15 protein-coding genes are annotated in these 17,260 nt (G+C 30.5%); 3 read left to right on the top strand and 12 right to left on the bottom strand.

What is annotated here, in order from left to right; genetic code table 11:
• Nucleotides 1–111 precede the first annotated feature (111 nt).
• The 8 genes from FF125_RS21720 to FF125_RS21685 all read right to left on the bottom strand — a co-directional run bounded on the left by FF125_RS21720 (nucleotide 112) and on the right by FF125_RS21685 (nucleotide 10,214).
• The gene (locus FF125_RS21720; protein WP_138952305.1) at nucleotides 112–633 is read right to left on the bottom strand and encodes an OmpH family outer membrane protein; all 522 of its coding nucleotides are present in this window, start codon (nucleotides 631–633) and stop codon (nucleotides 112–114) included.
• 220 nt (nucleotides 634–853) lie between these two features.
• Nucleotides 854–1,738 carry a class I SAM-dependent methyltransferase gene (locus tag FF125_RS21715; RefSeq protein WP_175418985.1) on the bottom strand — a complete coding sequence of 295 codons (885 nt, stop codon included), beginning with the start codon at nucleotides 1,736–1,738 and terminating at the stop codon, nucleotides 854–856.
• Between the two features lie 6 nt (nucleotides 1,739–1,744).
• Nucleotides 1,745–2,071 carry a hypothetical protein gene (locus FF125_RS21710; RefSeq protein ID WP_138952303.1) on the bottom strand — a complete coding sequence of 109 codons (327 nt, stop codon included), beginning with the start codon at nucleotides 2,069–2,071 and terminating at the stop codon, nucleotides 1,745–1,747.
• 263 nt (nucleotides 2,072–2,334) lie between these two features.
• Entirely contained in the window at nucleotides 2,335–4,206 is a 1,872-nt protein-coding gene (gene mnmG, locus FF125_RS21705) for a tRNA uridine-5-carboxymethylaminomethyl(34) synthesis enzyme MnmG (protein ID WP_138952679.1), read from the bottom strand.
• Nucleotides 4,207–4,427: 221 nt separating this feature from the next.
• A complete protein-coding gene (gene ybeY, locus FF125_RS21700; RefSeq protein ID WP_138952301.1) occupies nucleotides 4,428–4,844 on the bottom strand; it encodes an rRNA maturation RNase YbeY in 417 nt (138 codons plus the stop codon).
• The gene (locus FF125_RS21695; RefSeq protein WP_138952300.1) at nucleotides 4,841–8,182 is read right to left on the bottom strand and encodes a DUF4175 family protein; all 3,342 of its coding nucleotides are present in this window, start codon (nucleotides 8,180–8,182) and stop codon (nucleotides 4,841–4,843) included. Before FF125_RS21695 ends, ybeY begins: the two co-directional genes overlap by 4 nt.
• A 43-nt stretch (nucleotides 8,183–8,225) precedes the next feature.
• Nucleotides 8,226–9,224 (bottom strand): S41 family peptidase, encoded by a 999-nt coding sequence (locus tag FF125_RS21690; RefSeq protein ID WP_175418983.1) that lies wholly within the window; start codon nucleotides 9,222–9,224, stop codon nucleotides 8,226–8,228.
• A 117-nt stretch (nucleotides 9,225–9,341) separates the two neighbouring features.
• Entirely contained in the window at nucleotides 9,342–10,214 is an 873-nt protein-coding gene (locus FF125_RS21685; protein WP_138952296.1) for a hypothetical protein, read from the bottom strand.
• 127 nt (nucleotides 10,215–10,341) lie between these two features.
• On the opposite strand from FF125_RS21685, the gene gltX reads away from it, so the two are divergent.
• Entirely contained in the window at nucleotides 10,342–11,895 is a 1,554-nt protein-coding gene (gene gltX, locus FF125_RS21680; RefSeq protein WP_138952294.1) for a glutamate--tRNA ligase, read from the top strand.
• A gap of 80 nt (nucleotides 11,896–11,975) precedes the next feature.
• Here gltX and FF125_RS21675 read toward each other — a convergent pair whose 3' ends face one another.
• The gene (locus tag FF125_RS21675; RefSeq protein ID WP_138952292.1) at nucleotides 11,976–12,521 is read right to left on the bottom strand and encodes an acyl-CoA thioesterase; all 546 of its coding nucleotides are present in this window, start codon (nucleotides 12,519–12,521) and stop codon (nucleotides 11,976–11,978) included.
• Between the two features lie 19 nt (nucleotides 12,522–12,540).
• Nucleotides 12,541–12,894, bottom strand: coding sequence for a 6-phosphogluconate dehydrogenase (locus FF125_RS21670; RefSeq protein WP_138952290.1), 354 nt, complete (start codon nucleotides 12,892–12,894; stop codon nucleotides 12,541–12,543).
• A gap of 82 nt (nucleotides 12,895–12,976) precedes the next feature.
• Between FF125_RS21670 and FF125_RS21665 the strand changes: the two genes are divergently transcribed.
• Entirely contained in the window at nucleotides 12,977–13,924 is a 948-nt protein-coding gene (locus tag FF125_RS21665) for an SPFH domain-containing protein (RefSeq protein ID WP_138952288.1), read from the top strand.
• A 62-nt stretch (nucleotides 13,925–13,986) separates the two neighbouring features.
• On the opposite strand, the gene tatA is transcribed toward FF125_RS21665, so the two are convergent.
• Entirely contained in the window at nucleotides 13,987–14,181 is a 195-nt protein-coding gene (gene tatA / locus FF125_RS21660) for a twin-arginine translocase TatA/TatE family subunit (protein WP_138952286.1), read from the bottom strand.
• A 303-nt stretch (nucleotides 14,182–14,484) separates the two neighbouring features.
• Here tatA and FF125_RS21655 point away from each other — a divergent pair, with 303 nt between their 5' ends.
• Nucleotides 14,485–14,889, top strand: a complete 405-nt coding sequence (locus FF125_RS21655) for a c-type cytochrome (RefSeq protein WP_138952284.1) — start codon at nucleotides 14,485–14,487, stop codon at nucleotides 14,887–14,889.
• A 122-nt stretch (nucleotides 14,890–15,011) separates the two neighbouring features.
• Here the strand turns inward: FF125_RS21655 and rnr are convergent, their stop codons facing one another.
• Nucleotides 15,012–17,219, bottom strand: coding sequence for a ribonuclease R (gene rnr, locus FF125_RS21650; RefSeq protein ID WP_138952282.1), 2,208 nt, complete (start codon nucleotides 17,217–17,219; stop codon nucleotides 15,012–15,014).
• Nucleotides 17,220–17,260 lie beyond the last annotated feature (41 nt).

The raw sequence follows: 17,260 nt of genomic DNA, 5'->3' as shown, positions 1-17,260 counted from the left end.
CATAACGACAGATTTTATAATTAAGTATTTGTTATCAACAACTTATTAACAAAAAAAAGCCTGATAAAATAAATTATCAGGCCTAACGTGTTGATTATAAGTAGTTTGAAATTACTCTTTATTTTTGTAAGATTTGTTTAATTGTACCAAAACATCGTCAGTAATATCCGCTTTTTCTTCACCATACATTACTGTTCCATTACTTCCAGTAGTACCTAATACAAAATTGTAGCCTTTACCTTGAGCATATGTCTTTACGAAATCATTAATTTCCTTTGACAACGCTTCTAAACTTTCTTGACCTTCAGCTTGTACCTGTTGTTGTATAACTTGTTGACGTTGATTTATTTGCTGTTGCTCTTGCATTAAAACCTGCTCTCTTTCGGCTCTAGCATTTGCAGACATTTTCTGAATATTATCTTGATAAACTTTAGCTTTGTTTTGCCAATTAGAAATTAAACTATCTAGTTCAGCCTTCAACTTATCTGACTTTACTTTCATAGTGGCTTCAGTTTCTTTAGTGCCCTTATATTCTTTCATTATTTCTTCAACATCCACATAAGCGATTTTTACAGATTGTTGACAAGAGAATAATCCAAGTGCAACGATAACTACAATTACTAATTTTTTCATTCTTTACGTTTCTTTTAAATTTTGGCAAATATATAAAAATAACCTCGCTCTATATCTAAAATTAATGTTATAAGTATAATTTATAAGACTTTGAATACTTATAGGTACTATTTATAGAAAGCGACCTTAAAACACTATCTTTTTAAAGAGCTTCTGTCGAGGTTTATAATGTAACACCATTAACAGCGGCAAAAGAGCTTAAAACCTCTTAAAATAAATATTAAGCGTTTTTTATCACATAAATCAAAGATGAATACTCTTTAGAGGATCTCGCCTTACTATTTGACTTTAATCCTACCCAGAATGCCTTTACTAAGTTTGACTTTCCTGTTTTGTATTTTTCCGAAAGTAAACTAACATAAAAAGAGTCAAACTTCATTGGCAGTACTTTTTCTACTTTCATGTTTTCTTGCCCAAATAGATCTGAGATAGATTTTCTAGAAAAATGCCAAAGGTGTCTCGGCACATCATAGGCTGCCCAAAATTCTTTATAATGATTTGCATCAAAACTTTTAAAATTTGGAACGGCTACAATTAATGTTCCATTTGGTTTTAAAAGCAATTTTAATTTGGCAATATATTCTTTCAGATTTGGAACATGTTCTAACACATGCCACATGGTTATGACATCATAAGATTCAGAATTCAATTCATTGATATCAGAAAAAATTTGAACTCTAGAGCCTCCTAATTTGGAATTCAATAGTTCTACCGCTTTTTCGTTTGGCTCAACCCCTGTAACTTTCCATCCATCATTTTTACAGGCGGCTAAAAAGTCACCCGTTCCAGCACCAATATCTAAAATAGTTTTTTCATCAGCATTTAAAGAATTAATAAGTTTTACCTTTTTCTTTATGGTGTAACTTCTAACTGAATGATATAATTTATCTACAACAGATTTTTTTGTATCCGAATGCGAAATGTAGTCTTCACTTTCATAATATTTTCCTAGATCTTCTTCTTTTGGTTGTGGCGTTGTTACCAACAATTCAGATTCCTTATCTATACTAATAGAAAATGTTTCATGTGAAACCGTATAGTCTTCGCAAGAAATATAAGGTTCTAATGTATTGTTTTTGATTGGGGATTTTAATATTTGTTTCACGTGGAACTATGCTTTTAATGTGTTATGAATTTTTACTTTTAATAATTTTGAAAGTTCATTAGCCTTTCGAATAGCTTCTTTTTTGTTAGAAGTTTTAAAGACTGTATCTTGTTTATTTCCATCAAAGAACTTTATAACATACAGTTTGTAACGATCTTCACCAAAAACTGTAGGGTACCACATCCAACCTCTGGCTTCCTTATAACCCTGATGGACTATGGAAATATAATTTGGATACAACAACGTTTTCTTTTGAGAAAAGAACGGAAAAATGTACGTTCTAATTACTAATTTATTTTCAAAATTATTTTTAATTACATACTTATAATTCAAACCTAAAACCGGAATGCATAACAAACTAAACAATAAAAAATACCTATTGAAGACACTCAACATCATAATAAAAAACAGAAATGGCAAGAGAACAAAAACCTACTTAACATGGATAGATTCTGTTTTAAAACAACTTCCTTTTTTAAAGTTTTAGAATTTAAATTAGTTTTAGAATTTTGTTTCACGTGGAACCCTTAGTAATTATATGGATTAATAATGGTACAACCAATACTCAATAATATATGATAAGAATGTTTATTTAACTATCTACCCATATAAACCAACAATACAGAAACATCACTTGGTTTAACACCAGAAATTCTACTTGCCTGAGATATACTCGTTGGTTGAATTTTTGACAATTTTTCGCGAGCCTCAAAAGACAATGATTTCAATTTATGATAATCAAAATCCGAAGGAATAGAAATGTTTTCTAGCCTATTCAGTTTATCAGCATTGTTCTTTTCCTTTTCTATATAACCAGCATATTTTACATGAATTTCAGTTTGCTCAACAATTTCATCGTCAATAATATTATCAATAATAAAATCATTAACACCTGGGAACTGTCTTACATCATCAAAATCTAATTGTGGTCGAGAAGCCAATTTAATCATCTTCATAGACTGATCAACCTCAGCCGTTTTTTTGTTTATCAAGATTGGATTTACATCTTCGGGTTTTATACTTGTCTCTTTAAGAAAAGCAACAAACAAGTCTGTTTTTTCTTGCTTTTCATGAACGCGATCTAATTGTTCTATTGACGCCAATCCTATCTCATAAGACATTGGTGTTAATCGTAAATCAGCATTATCTTGTCTTAACAAAGTTCTATACTCCGCTCTTGACGTAAACATCCTGTAAGGTTCTTCTGTACCTTTAGTGATCAAATCATCTATTAAAACGCCTATATACGCTTCACTACGTTTTAATATAAATGGCTCACGCTCTTGTATTTTTAAAGCCGCATTAATACCCGCCATTAAACCTTGCGAACCCGCTTCTTCATAACCAGTAGTTCCATTAATCTGACCTGCAAAATATAAATTCTCCACCAGTTTAGTTTCTAGCGTATGCTTTAATTGTGTTGGAGGAAAATAATCATACTCTATTGCATAACCAAATCTAAAAAACTTTACATGTTCAAATCCTGCAACTTTACGTAATGCTTTTGCTTGAACATCTTCAGGTAAAGAAGTTGAAAAACCATTTACATAGACCTCAACAGTATTCCATCCTTCAGGTTCAATAAACATTTGATGCCTATCTTTGGTTGCAAACCTATCAATCTTATCCTCTATAGAAGGACAATATCTTGGACCAATACTTTGTATTCTACCATTAAACATTGGAGACCTATCAAAACCAGTCCGTAACAAGTCATGTACTTCAAGACTCGTATAAGTCATATGACAAGACTTTTGATGTACTAATGGTTTTGTTAACTTTGTATATGAGAATTTTTCTGGTTTAACATCTCCAGGTTGCTCTGTCATTTTAGAATAATCTAAAGACCTACCATCTACTCTGGGTGGTGTTCCTGTTTTCATTCTACCAGATTCAAACCCTAACTTTACTAAATCTTCAGTGATACCTGTTGAAGCTTTTTCACCTGCTCTACCTCCACCAAAGTTTTTATCACCAATATGTATTAACCCATTTAAAAAAGTACCTGCTGTTAAAATAACCGACTTACACTTTATAGTCAATCCCAAACCCGTTTTTACACCTGTGATTTTTCCATTTTCTACAATCAAACCATTGACCATATCCTGGAAGAAATCTAAATTCTCAGTTTGCTCCAACATATTTCTCCACTCTTCAGCAAATCGCATTCTATCACTCTGAACCCTTGGACTCCACATAGCAGGTCCTTTAGATTTATTCAGCATTTTAAATTGAATAGCAGACTTATCAGAAACAATTCCACTATAACCACCCAAGGCATCAATCTCTCTAACAATTTGTCCTTTAGCAATACCACCCATAGCAGGGTTACAACTCATCTGAGCGATATTTTGTAAGCTCATGGTAATTAGTAAGGTCTTAGAGCCCATATTAGCACTAGCCGCTGCAGCTTCACTACCCGCATGACCACCACCAACTACAATTACATCATATATGTCTTGAAAAATACTCATTGTTTTATGTGATACTAGTTATTATTTTTAAAGGTCACAGATCATTCATAAATCTATCATAACATTAAATAAAGCTGATGATGTATGTTTCACGTGGAACAATCTGTTCCTTTATTCCTCAATGGGATAATTGTTGTTACTGTTAAAAATCTCTAAAATGTATCAACTTTATGAATAGCGTGTTATTCATTATATCTAAAACATCCCGAGTTACATTATTTAAAAGTCCGCAAAGATAAGTAATAATCCTCTTTCTCTCGCATAAGTAGCTTCTCCTCTTTTGTCTTGTCTTTATAACCACATAAATGAAGTATACCATGAATCATAACACGATTTAATTCATCATCAAACTTAACAGCATACTTAACCGAATTTTCTAACACTCGATCAATGCTTATAAAAATATCTGAACTTATCAATTTTCCAAGGTTATAATCAAACGTAATTATATCAGTTAACGTGTTGTGTTCTAAATGTTTAACATTCAATTCTAATAAATATTCATCATCACAAAAGATATAATTAATAGCATCCTCTTTGTAACTTTCCTCTCTAATAGCCTCTGACAACCAATTACTTATATCATTTGAATTGTTAAATTCAAACTCCTTTTGATAATTAAATTCTATCATTCTTTTACTGTTTCTTTAAAATACTGTTGCACTTTCTTTTTATAATTATTACGTAAAGGCAAGGGTTCTCTATTTAAAATTTCATCCTTACTAAAGAAGAGTTTATCACCCTTAATTTCAGGAATCGTTCTTTGTTCAAAGTTATTTTTATTAGTTTCCGACTTTCTTTTCGTATCCTTACCTTGCTCTAACTGAGCATCCTCCAACTTAAGAAGTTCGTGTTCCAACTGCTGCATCTGTTGCAAAACATCATTATTAAAACCTTTGTCTAGTAATTGTTTTTCCAATTGTTCCATTTGTTTTATTGCCTTCTGCCCTTTTGCCCCATTTTTTCCATCTTTACCCATCATTTCTTTTAAAGCCTCCTTCAAAGCATTCTGTTCTTGATAAATTTGATATTGTTCACCACTCATTTGTTCACTTCCACCGTCACCACCTTTTGGTTCTCCCTCTTTTCCTTTTTCACCATCCTTACCCTTTTTCTTTTCTCCTTCTCCCTTCTTCATACCTTCCTTCATTTTTTCCTGTAACTCTCCTTGCTTCTTAATAATATCAGGAAGACTAAATTCCGGTTTTCCACCTTTGCCCTTACCTTGACCCATACTAGGGTTTTGTAGGCTGTTTAACATATCACTTAACATATCCGCCAAATTATTAGCAGCGGTCATGGTGTACTGCTGGTTCGATCTACCCGGTACAACATAATTTTCAGCAATATTATCTAAAGACTTATTTAAATTATAATGAGCATCAGCCAAATCCTCTTGAATCTTTGTTGTTAATTGTGGTACACGTAATGAAAGTGTATACAAACTATCATCGATATGCTCAAAGTTTTCTTTGATTATCTGTTGCTTCCTAAGCAATTTAGGAAATTCTGCATGGCTTGCGTCTATACCATCAAAAGCATCCAATAATTTTTCTTGATCAAATGAAAATGTCAATAAATTCTCCAAAATTGCCTTAAGATCATCAATGTTTTCTTGAAGCATTTCCCCTTGCATTTCCATCATAGCACCACCCATCTTTTTACTTAATTCTTTTTGTTTTTTTGCAGCTGCTTTTTGATTGGTCTTAGCATCCTTTTTTCTTTGATCGTTTTGATCTGGCTTATTTGAACTATTCTCTTGAGCTTCTTTATTTTCTAAATTTTCCTTAGCTCTTTCCATCAGCTCTTCAATTATCTTTTCTTCTTGTTTAGTATCAGGAAATTTCATTGGTTGAGCTAAATTTTCATTTTGTTTTCTCAATTCCTCAAAATCCTTTTTTATGGATTCAAATTCCTTATTAAGTTCTTTTTGATCTTGTATTTTACTTTCTTCTTTTTTAGATTCTTCTTCTTGCTTGCCAGACAAAGAATCCAATTTCTGAGTGATTTGTGCTGCCTTTTTCTCAACAAAAAATCGTTTAGATAGTTCTAACAATCTTTCCAGCGTCTTTTTTTCTTGTTTGTTCTGTTCTGTTAGTTTATCCAATTTATTCAACATCTCTTCTTTTTCAAGCTTTTCAGACATTTTTTTTAATTGATCTAACAAATTATTTTTCTCTTGAAGTTCTTGTACCTCCTCAATGCGTTTTTTTAACACTTCCTTTTTGTCTTTAATTTCAGCATTTTCATCATTTCGCTCTTGTTCATCTAAATTCTCTTTCAAGTTTTCAGTATGTTTTTCTTGCATTTGTTTATACTGCTCTTGCCTTTTTAAAAACTGATCAAATTCCTTTTTATCATTCCAATTTAAGTCAGACTTCTTTCTTAACTTCTTAGAGAACTCATCTAACTCCTTATTCAGTTTTTCACTATTATTATTTATCTTATTAAGCTCTTCTAAATTCTGTTTTTGTTCTTTTAGTAAATCATCCGTAATTTCTTGCTGTGTTTTATTATAATAAGCAAATATTTGACTTTTTGTTACCTTACTCCCATTTGAACCATCATTATCATAAACCTCAAAATACATTTCATAAGCTTTACCCAAATCAATCTTCAATATCTCAGGTGAAAAAATATAGTAAAACTCTTCAAAGGTTGATTTATTAACATTAATCGGTGCTATTTGCAATGCTTTTTTATTTTTCACATCATAATAGACCAATTGAAGCTTCTTAAGTCCATAATCATCACTCAATTGTCCTACAAATTGTACAGGACCTCTACTTACTGAATCAATATCTGATTTTACTTCAATTTTCGGATATTCATCCTTAATTACTTGCAGTGTATAATCAAGTTTTTCATAATCTTTTAAACCACGGTTAGAGGTTGTTATTTGATAGTTCAAAGTATTACTAACCCGTTTAGAAATAGAAAAATTATTATCAGACTTCAGTGTAAATGCATTCCTCTTTTCGGATACAAATTTCATTGAATCAGTCGCTTTTGTAGTTATATTCCAGGTTACTGTAGATCCTTCAGGAATAACAGCATTACCTGTGTTTTTAATAAGTTCATCCTTCTTTCCTGTATATGCAGGATAATTCATATACATTTCGAACCCAGTAACATTTGGGGTTCTTAAAACCTCTAATTGATATGGCCTAGATCGTACATCATTAGCCTCTAAATAAAATTCTATTGGTTCCTTTAGGTTATTGAATTGATGCGTAAAATTACCATTCAAATCTTTTAACATATAACTCTCATTGTTGAAATGAATAGTTACATTTTCAGGTACAACACTTCCTTCCGTTGCAACAATCAAATTAAATGGTTGTCCTTCTACATCTTGCAACTTATCATTTAATACTACAAAAGAAAAAGGAGCAGGTGGTTCATAAGCAGTTTTATAATGAACTACCCTATCAAAACTTTCATTAAATATTGAATTGTTACCTGTAAGTAACATAAAAATCCATATTAAAATTGGAATGGATAAATATTTAAGATATTTAATATTTCCTTTGAAACTGATTGCATTTATAAACGGTATCGGCTCTAAATTTTTGGATTTTTGTTCAATACTAGCCAATAATAATTCTGATTGATTTTTATCCTCATTTAGTTGCAATACATTTAACAATTTATCATCAACCTCAGAAAAATGTTTACCTATTATAAAAGAAGCCTCTGATAAAGATATTCCTTTTTGTAAACCAAATAACTTTGCTAAAGGAATGGCAATAAATTTTATAAATAAACCAAGCTCTACAGCAATAAAAACAAAAAACAACACACTTCTTGCAAATGGTGGCAACCATAAAAAGTACTCAATAAATACAGTAATTAAAAAATACAGTAAACCAAAGGATATAAATAATATGAGTCCTTTTATCAATTCATTGGTATAGTACTTTTTAATGAACTGTTGTAATTTTTGTTGTATGTTATTGAAGTTATTCAAATTTCTTTTTTCTTATTGTTGTTTTATCTTAAGAAACGCAAATTTATTGTAATTCTAAGATGCTACGTTCAATAATTTCATCTTTTGTTAAATCACCCCAATTAAAAAGTACTTTTATATCGGGTGGAACACCATTTTCATAATCAGGATTTTTATCTAATGTTAACGCCTGTGTTACAGAAAATCGATAAAACCATCCATTAGGTAACTGTCCTCCATTGGGTAAACCTAAACCGCCACCAGTAGTATCTCCAATGAGCATCAAATTAGGAAGTGCCTTAGTTGCGAGAGCAGTAAAAGAGCCTGCACTATAAGTACCTCTATCAGTTAACACCGCAACCTTGTTTTTATATCTTATTCCATTGTAAGGTGAAATATAAACCGGTTCGTCTTCAGAAAAATCGTTATGTTCAGGTCCCGACTTAATTCTTGAATAATTAATTAAAGTCTTACTTTCAACAAATCTATTTAACAAATTAAACACATCACTAACAGCTCCTCCTCCATTTTCTCTTAAATCTAAAATAAGTCCTTTCGTATTCTTATATCTATTTAAAACAAACCCAAAATTAGCTCCATCAATGGTACCCGGAAACGATGCAAAACGCACATAACCAATATTACCATTGTCTATAAAATTATGTTTAAATGGTCCAGAAGTATAATAATCTTGGTTTAAATAATGATCTTCAATAATTCTCCAATCAAAATTATCTTGACCTAAATATTTTACCCCAAACTTAGAAACATTAAAGTTCGAAATTAAATTTGTATGGTCATCTTTTAATTCAGTTAACATGGCTCCCAAAACATTAAATAAAGAATCTTGAGACATTCCATCAAATATTTTCACCTCATATTTTGATTTTATTGCATCCCAATCAATGTTTTTCAATTCAAAATATGAATATTTTTCATTGCATTCCTTCCACAAGTATTCAAAATTAACCTTAGGATCAGTCGATGCCATATCCTCTTCAAACAATGCCTTTTCACAAGAAAAGAGTGAACATAATGCAATACATATTATTAATTTTTTCATGTCAATAAAATTAATCCAACCTCCAAATTTTCTATTACTTAAATGTTTAAAATACATCATTTCTATTTTGCTTCCTTGAGAAATTTCAGCGAAAAGCAGTAATTACCTAATATATGCTTATTTATTATTGGTATTAAATAATAATGTAATCTTAAATGTATGCTGAGCCATTTCTAATTTATTAAAATCACCTCCGGTTTTATAAGCATCCCATAAATAAGAAAATTGAATTTTATTCTTATTTTTCAAAGCAACCGTATAATCTAAAACCGTATTCATCCGAAACCCTGAAAAAAATTTAAATTGATAATCATCAAATGCTTTGAGTTCATTTAAAATTGAAGATTGGCCTGTATATACATAACCATTGCGATAAGCACTATTTATCAATCCAACATTCAGTTTAAATGCTAAATTTCTTGATGTTGATTTTAGTTTGTATTTTATAAATAAGAACTTTTTGTTCTTTACTCTTTCGCGACTTATATCTCTAGTAACTTTCATAGAACCAAATAAAGTTGGGATTATTTCATAACCAAAATCATTATTTAAAAGTGACGGATTAAATCTCAAATTAGCTGTAGCATTTAATAACCCTCCAATTTTTACATTCCATTTTTCAGAACTCAACTTATTTAGTTGAAACAACTCTGAATGAAAAAGAGAAAAAATATAAACATTACTGCTTGCTGAATGATTGTTATAAATACTATTATAGTTGCCAAAAGCAAAAGAAAACACAGATTCCGTCTCTCTTTTATTGTCCATTTTTAATGTTGACAATGATAAATAAAAAGGATTTCCATTATAAATAAGTGGTGAAGTAGCAAAATCTCTAAAGTTTCCAGCACCAAAACCCATGGTAACTCCAATATAATTGGGTCGCCCTTTATTAATGCTCAACTTCTCATCATCAAGTTTTTCATTTTGTGAAAAGCTATAAAAAGCAACCAAGAGTAAAATAGAAGTTATTAGCGTTTTTTTATTCATTTATAAATTTAATAGTAAACCTTAGTGCCACTACGTTAGCAGATTGGAATTTTAAGTAAAAGATATTTAAACTCAAAAATAGCATTTTCATTGTCAAATACTATCTTTGCACTCTAATTTTAACGAAATGATTAACAACGTACGGGTAAGATTTGCTCCTAGTCCAACAGGACCATTACATATTGGTGGTGTTAGAACCGCATTATTCAATTATTTATTTGCTAAAAATAATGGTGGTACTTTTATTCTACGAATTGAGGATACTGACCAAAACCGTTATGTAGAAGGTGCTGAAAAATATATAGTAGATGCTCTTAATTGGCTTAATTTTCCTTTTGATGAAGGACCTGAAATTGGTGGAAACCACGGACCATACCGACAATCTGAACGTAAAGAAATTTATAAAAAACATATTGATACATTAATTGCAAATGGTAATGCCTACTATGCTTTTGATACTTCTGAAAAATTAGATTTTCATAGAAAAGACCATGAAGCTAAGGGTAAAACATTTATATACAACTGGCATAACCGGTTAAAATTAGACAATTCATTATCGCTTGATGCAGATGAAGTTAAAAAAAGAATTGATTCTGGTGAAAAGTATGTAATTCGTTTTAAATCGCCCGAAAATGAGACGTTGTTACTCAATGATATTATTAGAGGAGAAATAACAATTGATACCAATGTGTTGGATGATAAAATTTTGTTCAAATCGGACGGAATGCCAACCTACCATTTAGCAAATATTGTAGATGATCATTTAATGGAAATAAGTCATGTTATACGTGGTGAAGAATGGTTGCCTTCAATGGCATTACACATATTATTGTATAGAGCCTTTGGTTGGGATGCTCCAGAATTTGCTCACTTACCTCTTATTCTAAAACCAGAAGGTAAAGGTAAATTAAGCAAACGTGATGGTGACAAATTAGGCTTTCCTGTTTTTCCATTGGAATGGCGAAATAACGGAGATGTTTCACGTGGATACAAAGAAGATGGTTATTTTCCAGAAGCTGTTGTTAATATGTTAGCTTTATTAGGCTGGAACGAAGGTAGCGGTTCTGAAAAAGAAATTTATTCATTAGAAGAACTTATCAACTCTTTTAGTCTAAAACATGTAAGTAAAGCTGGTGCAAAATTTAATCCGGACAAAACGAAATGGTTTAACCAACAATACCTGCAACTAAAAAATGATGATGAATTAGCTGATTTGTTCTCTCTTCATATTTTAGCAATGAATTCCAATCCAATTTTAATGGAATCATTTAAAAAAACAGCCAAACATTTAGAGGATAAAAACTATATCAAACAAGTAGTTTCATTAATAAAAGAGAGAGCCACTTTTGTTTCTGACTTATTGAGCTTAGGTAGTTTCTTTTTTATTGCCCCAACATCTTATGATGATAAAGCCAAAAAACAATGGAAAGAAGGTACTCCAGAATTAATGAATGAATTAGTTTCAGTGCTTAGCCCAATACAAGATTTTACTTCAAATAATATTGAGACTATTGTAAAAGAATGGATTACAAACAAAGAAATTGGATTTGGTAAGGTTATGCAACCGTTACGATTGAGTTTAGTCGGAGCGATGCAAGGTCCTCATATTTTTGATATAATGAACTTAATTGGTAAGGAAGACACTATAGAACGCATTCAAAGAGCAATAAAGAATCTCTAACATGAAATTAATAATAATAAGTTAGGGAATTTATTCTAAATCTTTTAAACCTTGTTAGGTTCTGTGCTTTTGATTAAAAATTAATATTGAAATTTAATATTGTAAGAATCTAGGTGATTTTTATAAAGATCAGGATTAAAATTTTCTAGTTTAAATTCTTGATCTCTTTCATTACTTGATTTTAATCTTTTAATAGATCTTAAAAACCTTCTCATTTCATTATTATTTCTAATAATTAACCCAGGGACCTTTACATTTTTTCCCTTTTCGTCTTTAGCAACCATAGAAAAGTAAGAAGAATTACAATGTTTGATCTCACCTGTTTGTATGTTTTGAGATTCCACACGAATACCAACCACCATAGAAGTATTACCAACGTAATTTATTTGAGCTTTCATGGTTACCAACTCTCCCACTTCAATAGGGTTTAAAAAATCGACCCTATTCACTGATGCCGTTACACAATACTGTCCAGAATATTTAGATGCACAGGCAAAAGCAGCTTTATCCATTAATGACAAAATAAACCCACCATGAATTTTACCACTAAAATTAGAATAATTTGGTTGCATTAATTCTGTTAAAATAATCTCAGAATCAGATGATGTTTTAAATTTTGATGTCATATTATCTTTATCTAATAAGCTATTCTCTAATCGTTTTTTCTACTTCAGTAACAAAATACTTGGTATCACCCAACCATGGAAATGTGGCAAAACGCTCTTTATAAGTCAATTTTACCTGTTGCCCTTGCATATCTTTTAGTTGTTGAATAACCTCATCTTCAGAGCCTTCTACAGAAAAACTAAAATGTTGTGATTCAGATACACCTTGGCTTATTTCACCTTCCCACGTTTTAAATAATAGTCCTTTATGCGTAATTTTTATCAATTCTCCTGATCTAAAACCTTCACTGTAAGTGGCGTAATAAACAAATAGAAAATAACCAATTAATAAAACAGCCGCTATAGCAACAATAATCCCTACAACTTTTTTCATTATTTATACTTTATCCATCAAAAATACAGAATTATCATTAACTTTATCAACTTAAACTTTTTAACCTTAAACAAAAAACACTATGGAAGCATATATTGGATACATTCCTTATATTTTTATTGTATTAATAATTTTTTTCGCCTCAATTTTCATCGTAAAACAGCAAACTGTTGCGATTATTGAAAGATTCGGTAGATTTTTAAGTATAAGACACTCAGGATTTCAATTAAAAATACCTTTTATAGATAAAATAGCTGGTAAAGTCAGCTTAAAAATTCAGCAATTAGATGTAATTGTGGAAACTAAAACCTTAGATGATGTATTTGTAAAACTTAAAGTTTCTGTACAATATGTAATTATAAGAGAAAAAGTTTATGAAGCATTTTATAAGTTGGAGTATCCACACGATCAAATTACGAGTTATGTATTTGATGTTGTACGTGCCGAAGTACCTAAAATGAAATTGGATGACGTATTTGTTAAAAAAGATGATATTGCTATTGCTGTAAAAAAAGAATTAAAAGATGCCATGTTAGATTATGGTTTTGATATAATTAAAACGTTAGTAACAGATATTGATCCAGATGCACAAGTAAAAGTAGCTATGAACCGTATTAACGCTGCTGATAGAGAAAAAACTGCTGCACAATATGAAGGTGATGCTGCAAGAATTTTAATTGTTGAAAAAGCAAAAGCAGAAGCAGAAAGTAAGCGTTTACAGGGACAAGGTATTGCAGACCAACGTAGAGAAATTGCACGTGGTTTAGAAGAATCTGTTGAAGTATTAAATAAAGTAGGAATTAATTCGCAAGAAGCCTCGGCATTAATTGTGGTTACGCAGCACTATGATACATTACAATCTATTGGTGAACATACCAATTCTAACTTAATATTATTACCTAATTCGCCACAAGCTGGTAGCGATATGCTTAACAATATGGTAGCTTCTTTTACAGCTAGTAACCAAATTGGTGAAGCCATGAAAAAAGCAGAGTTAAAAAAGAATAATGATAAAAATATTGAAGAATAAAACCTTACTATATTGCATAAAAAAAGTCGCAAATTGCGACTTTTTTTTATTTAGATTATAGATTAATCTGTAATTTTTTCTTTCTTTTTATCATCATCTTCATCCTTTGTGGCTTTTTTAAATTCTTTAATTCCACCACCAAGACCTTTCATTAATTCAGGTATTTTTCTTCCTCCAAAAAGTAGTAGAACTATTATCCCAATAATAATAACTTCTTGACCGCCTAGCCATCCTAAAAATATTGTTGCTGATATCATTTCTTAAAAATTTATAAAACAAAGGTAGTAATTAAACGTGAATTGTGCATAATTATTTGTTAAAACGAAAATTTAATTGCCATTACTATTTAGTAACTAAAAATATTGGCGTTTCAATTCTAAATCAGTGTTTTTAATTTAGTCATAGTTTTATTAACTAGATACTATAAACAGCTAGTGACCTGAGTCACTAAAATATGCCGTTTTTAGTTATTAAACCAGCATGCATTTTTAAAAATTGATATATATCATTTCAAGTCCAACTACCATTCTTTAGATTTGAGTAAATCTAAATTACGATTTATGAAAAATCTCCTTCCAATTGCCGTTATGATTATAGTTACTTTAGTAAGTTGTCAAAACAAAAAAACAAAACCAGAAAATAATGAGCTTACTGCAGCCCAAGACAAAAATCTGAGTATACAAATAGAGTTAGGTGAAAAACTTTTTAACGAAAACATTTGTGATGCTTGTCATTTTAAACAGCCTTCAGAGGTTGGTCCTACAATAAAAACAATTGTAGAAACGTATAATGAGCAAGAAAAAAGTATTGCTGACTTTTTACAAGGAAAAGTTGAACCTATCGTAGACACAGACGAAGATCAAATAGCTATCATGCAGATGAATATTGATACCTTTGTCTCAAAATTATCTCATCTTGAACTTGAGGCAATTGAAGTATATATGGAAAATGCTACGGAAGACTAAATTGCATTTCTAACCTTTTATTTTAACTTTAATAAAAAAAATTAATTTTAATTTAAAAAGCGGTTAGTATATGTATATACTAACCGCTTTTTCAGAATAATTATTTTGCTTAAAGCGTATTTTTAATCACCATTTCCATTTATCAAGTAAAAATCTAAGTGTTTACGTTCTAAATCTGTCTTTTTTACTTTTACAGTAACTTCATCTCCTAACTGATATAAATTCTTTGTAGACTGTCCAACCAAAGCGTATTGCTTTTCATCATAGATATAATAATCGTCCTTAATATCTCGAGTACGCACCATTCCTTCACACTTATTTGATATAATTTCTATATAAATACCCCATTCAGTAACCCCAGATATCACACCTACAAATTCTTCATCTTGATGATTTTGCATGTATTTAACCTGCATATATTTAATAGAATCACGTTCTGCTTTAGAGGCTAACATCTCTCTTTCTGAAGAGTGTTCACATCTTTTCTCATAAGGTGCTGCATCGGGCGATTTTCCTCCATCTAAATAATGTTGAAGTAATCTATGTGTCATCACATCAGGATAACGTCTAATAGGTGATGTAAAATGACTGTAATAGTCAAATGCTAATCCGTAGTGTCCAATATTATCAGTAGTATAAATTGCTTTGCTCATTGAACGGATAGTTAAAGTTTCTATCATGTTCTCTTCCGGCTTACCATGAACATCACTTAACAGCTTGTTTAATGAATTAGAAGTTGTTTCTTTTGTTTGGGTATTAATTTTATATCCAAACTTACTTATAATTTCCTGTAAACCTGCTAGTTTATCAGAATTGGGTTCATCATGTATTCTGTAAATAAAGGTATTTTTTGTAGGTGTACCATTTTTCTTTTTTCCTACAAATTCAGCAACTTTTTTATTAGCTAAAAGCATAAATTCTTCAATTAGCTTATTAGCATCTTTAGATTCTTTAAAATAGACCCCAGTTGGTTCAGCATCTTCATTTAAATTAAACTTCACTTCTACCCTATCAAAAGTAATTGCTCCTTGTTGTAAGCGTCTTTTTCTAAGTTTTTTTGCCAGTTCGTCTAACTTTAAAGTTGCCTTTACAATTTCATCAGTTACTTTATAACTTTTGCCTGTTATCGATATATCCTCAGGAATTGTATTTTCAAAAGTTTCTATTATATGTTGAGCTTCTTCATATGCAAAACGTTGGTCTGAATATGTAACCGTTCTACCAAACCATTCGTTTATAACATGTCCTTTTTGGTCCATTTCAAAAACGGCCGAAAAGGTTAATTTTTCTTCATTAGGTCTTAAAGAACATACTCCATTAGACAATACTTCTGGCAACATAGGTACAACTCTATCCACTAAATATACTGAAGTTGCTCTTTCATAAGCTTCTTGATCTAAAATAGTATCTGGTTGCACATAATGCGATACATCTGCAATATGAATTCCTATTTCAAAATTACCATTATCTAGTTCTTTAAATGACAATGCATCATCAAAATCTTTAGCATCTTTAGGATCTATAGTAAAAGTTAAAGTTTTACGCATATCTCGACGTTCCGAAATATCTTTTGCACTCACTTCAGTTACTAATTTAGTGGCATCATCCTCAACTTTTTCAGGAAACTGATATGGAAGACCATATTCTAATAAAATGGAATGAATTTCAGTATCATGTTCTCCAGGTTTACCTAAAACTGTAATAATTTTACCAAAAGGATTCTTAGAATTATCTGGCCAATCTGTCAATTCAGCCAACACTTTATCTCCATGTTCTGCTCCGTCGATATTATTTTTAGATATAAAAATATCTGCATACATCTTATTGTTGTCAGGTATTACAAATCCGAAATTTTTACTCATTTGTAAAACACCAACAAATTCAGTTTTAGCACGTTCTATAATCTCAGTTACCTCACCTTCGAACTTATCATTATTTCGCCTTCTATACACATAAACTTTTACCGTATCACCATCTAAACCACGATTTAAATTTATCGTTGGTATAAAAGCATCGTGCTCTAAAGTATCTGAAATAAAATAGGCATTTTTATTAGATGTAACATCTAATATACCAACATGGTAATGTTCGTTTTGTATAATTTTATATTTACCTTTTTCAGTTTCTTCTATTCTTTCCTTTAGCTTTAAGGCTTCCAAATTTTGTATAATTTGTTGTCTACCATTAGCATCTGTAATATCTAAACTCGCAGCTATTTGTTTATAATTAAACGACTGTTTTGAATTTTGATTTAATGTTTTTAAAATTTTTGTAGATAAATCTTTAACTACATTACCTTTCTTTTTATATTGAAATCTCTTTTTTGACATACTTTATTTATTCTAGCCGAAATATAACAAAAAAGCCCCGA

The sequence above is a fragment of the Aureibaculum algae genome (assembly GCF_006065315.1).
Classification (GTDB): Bacteria; Bacteroidota; Bacteroidia; order Flavobacteriales; family Flavobacteriaceae; genus Aureibaculum; species Aureibaculum algae.
The sequence above is the reverse complement of the archived record's forward strand: the minus strand, read 5'-3'. Positions and strand labels throughout refer to the sequence as shown.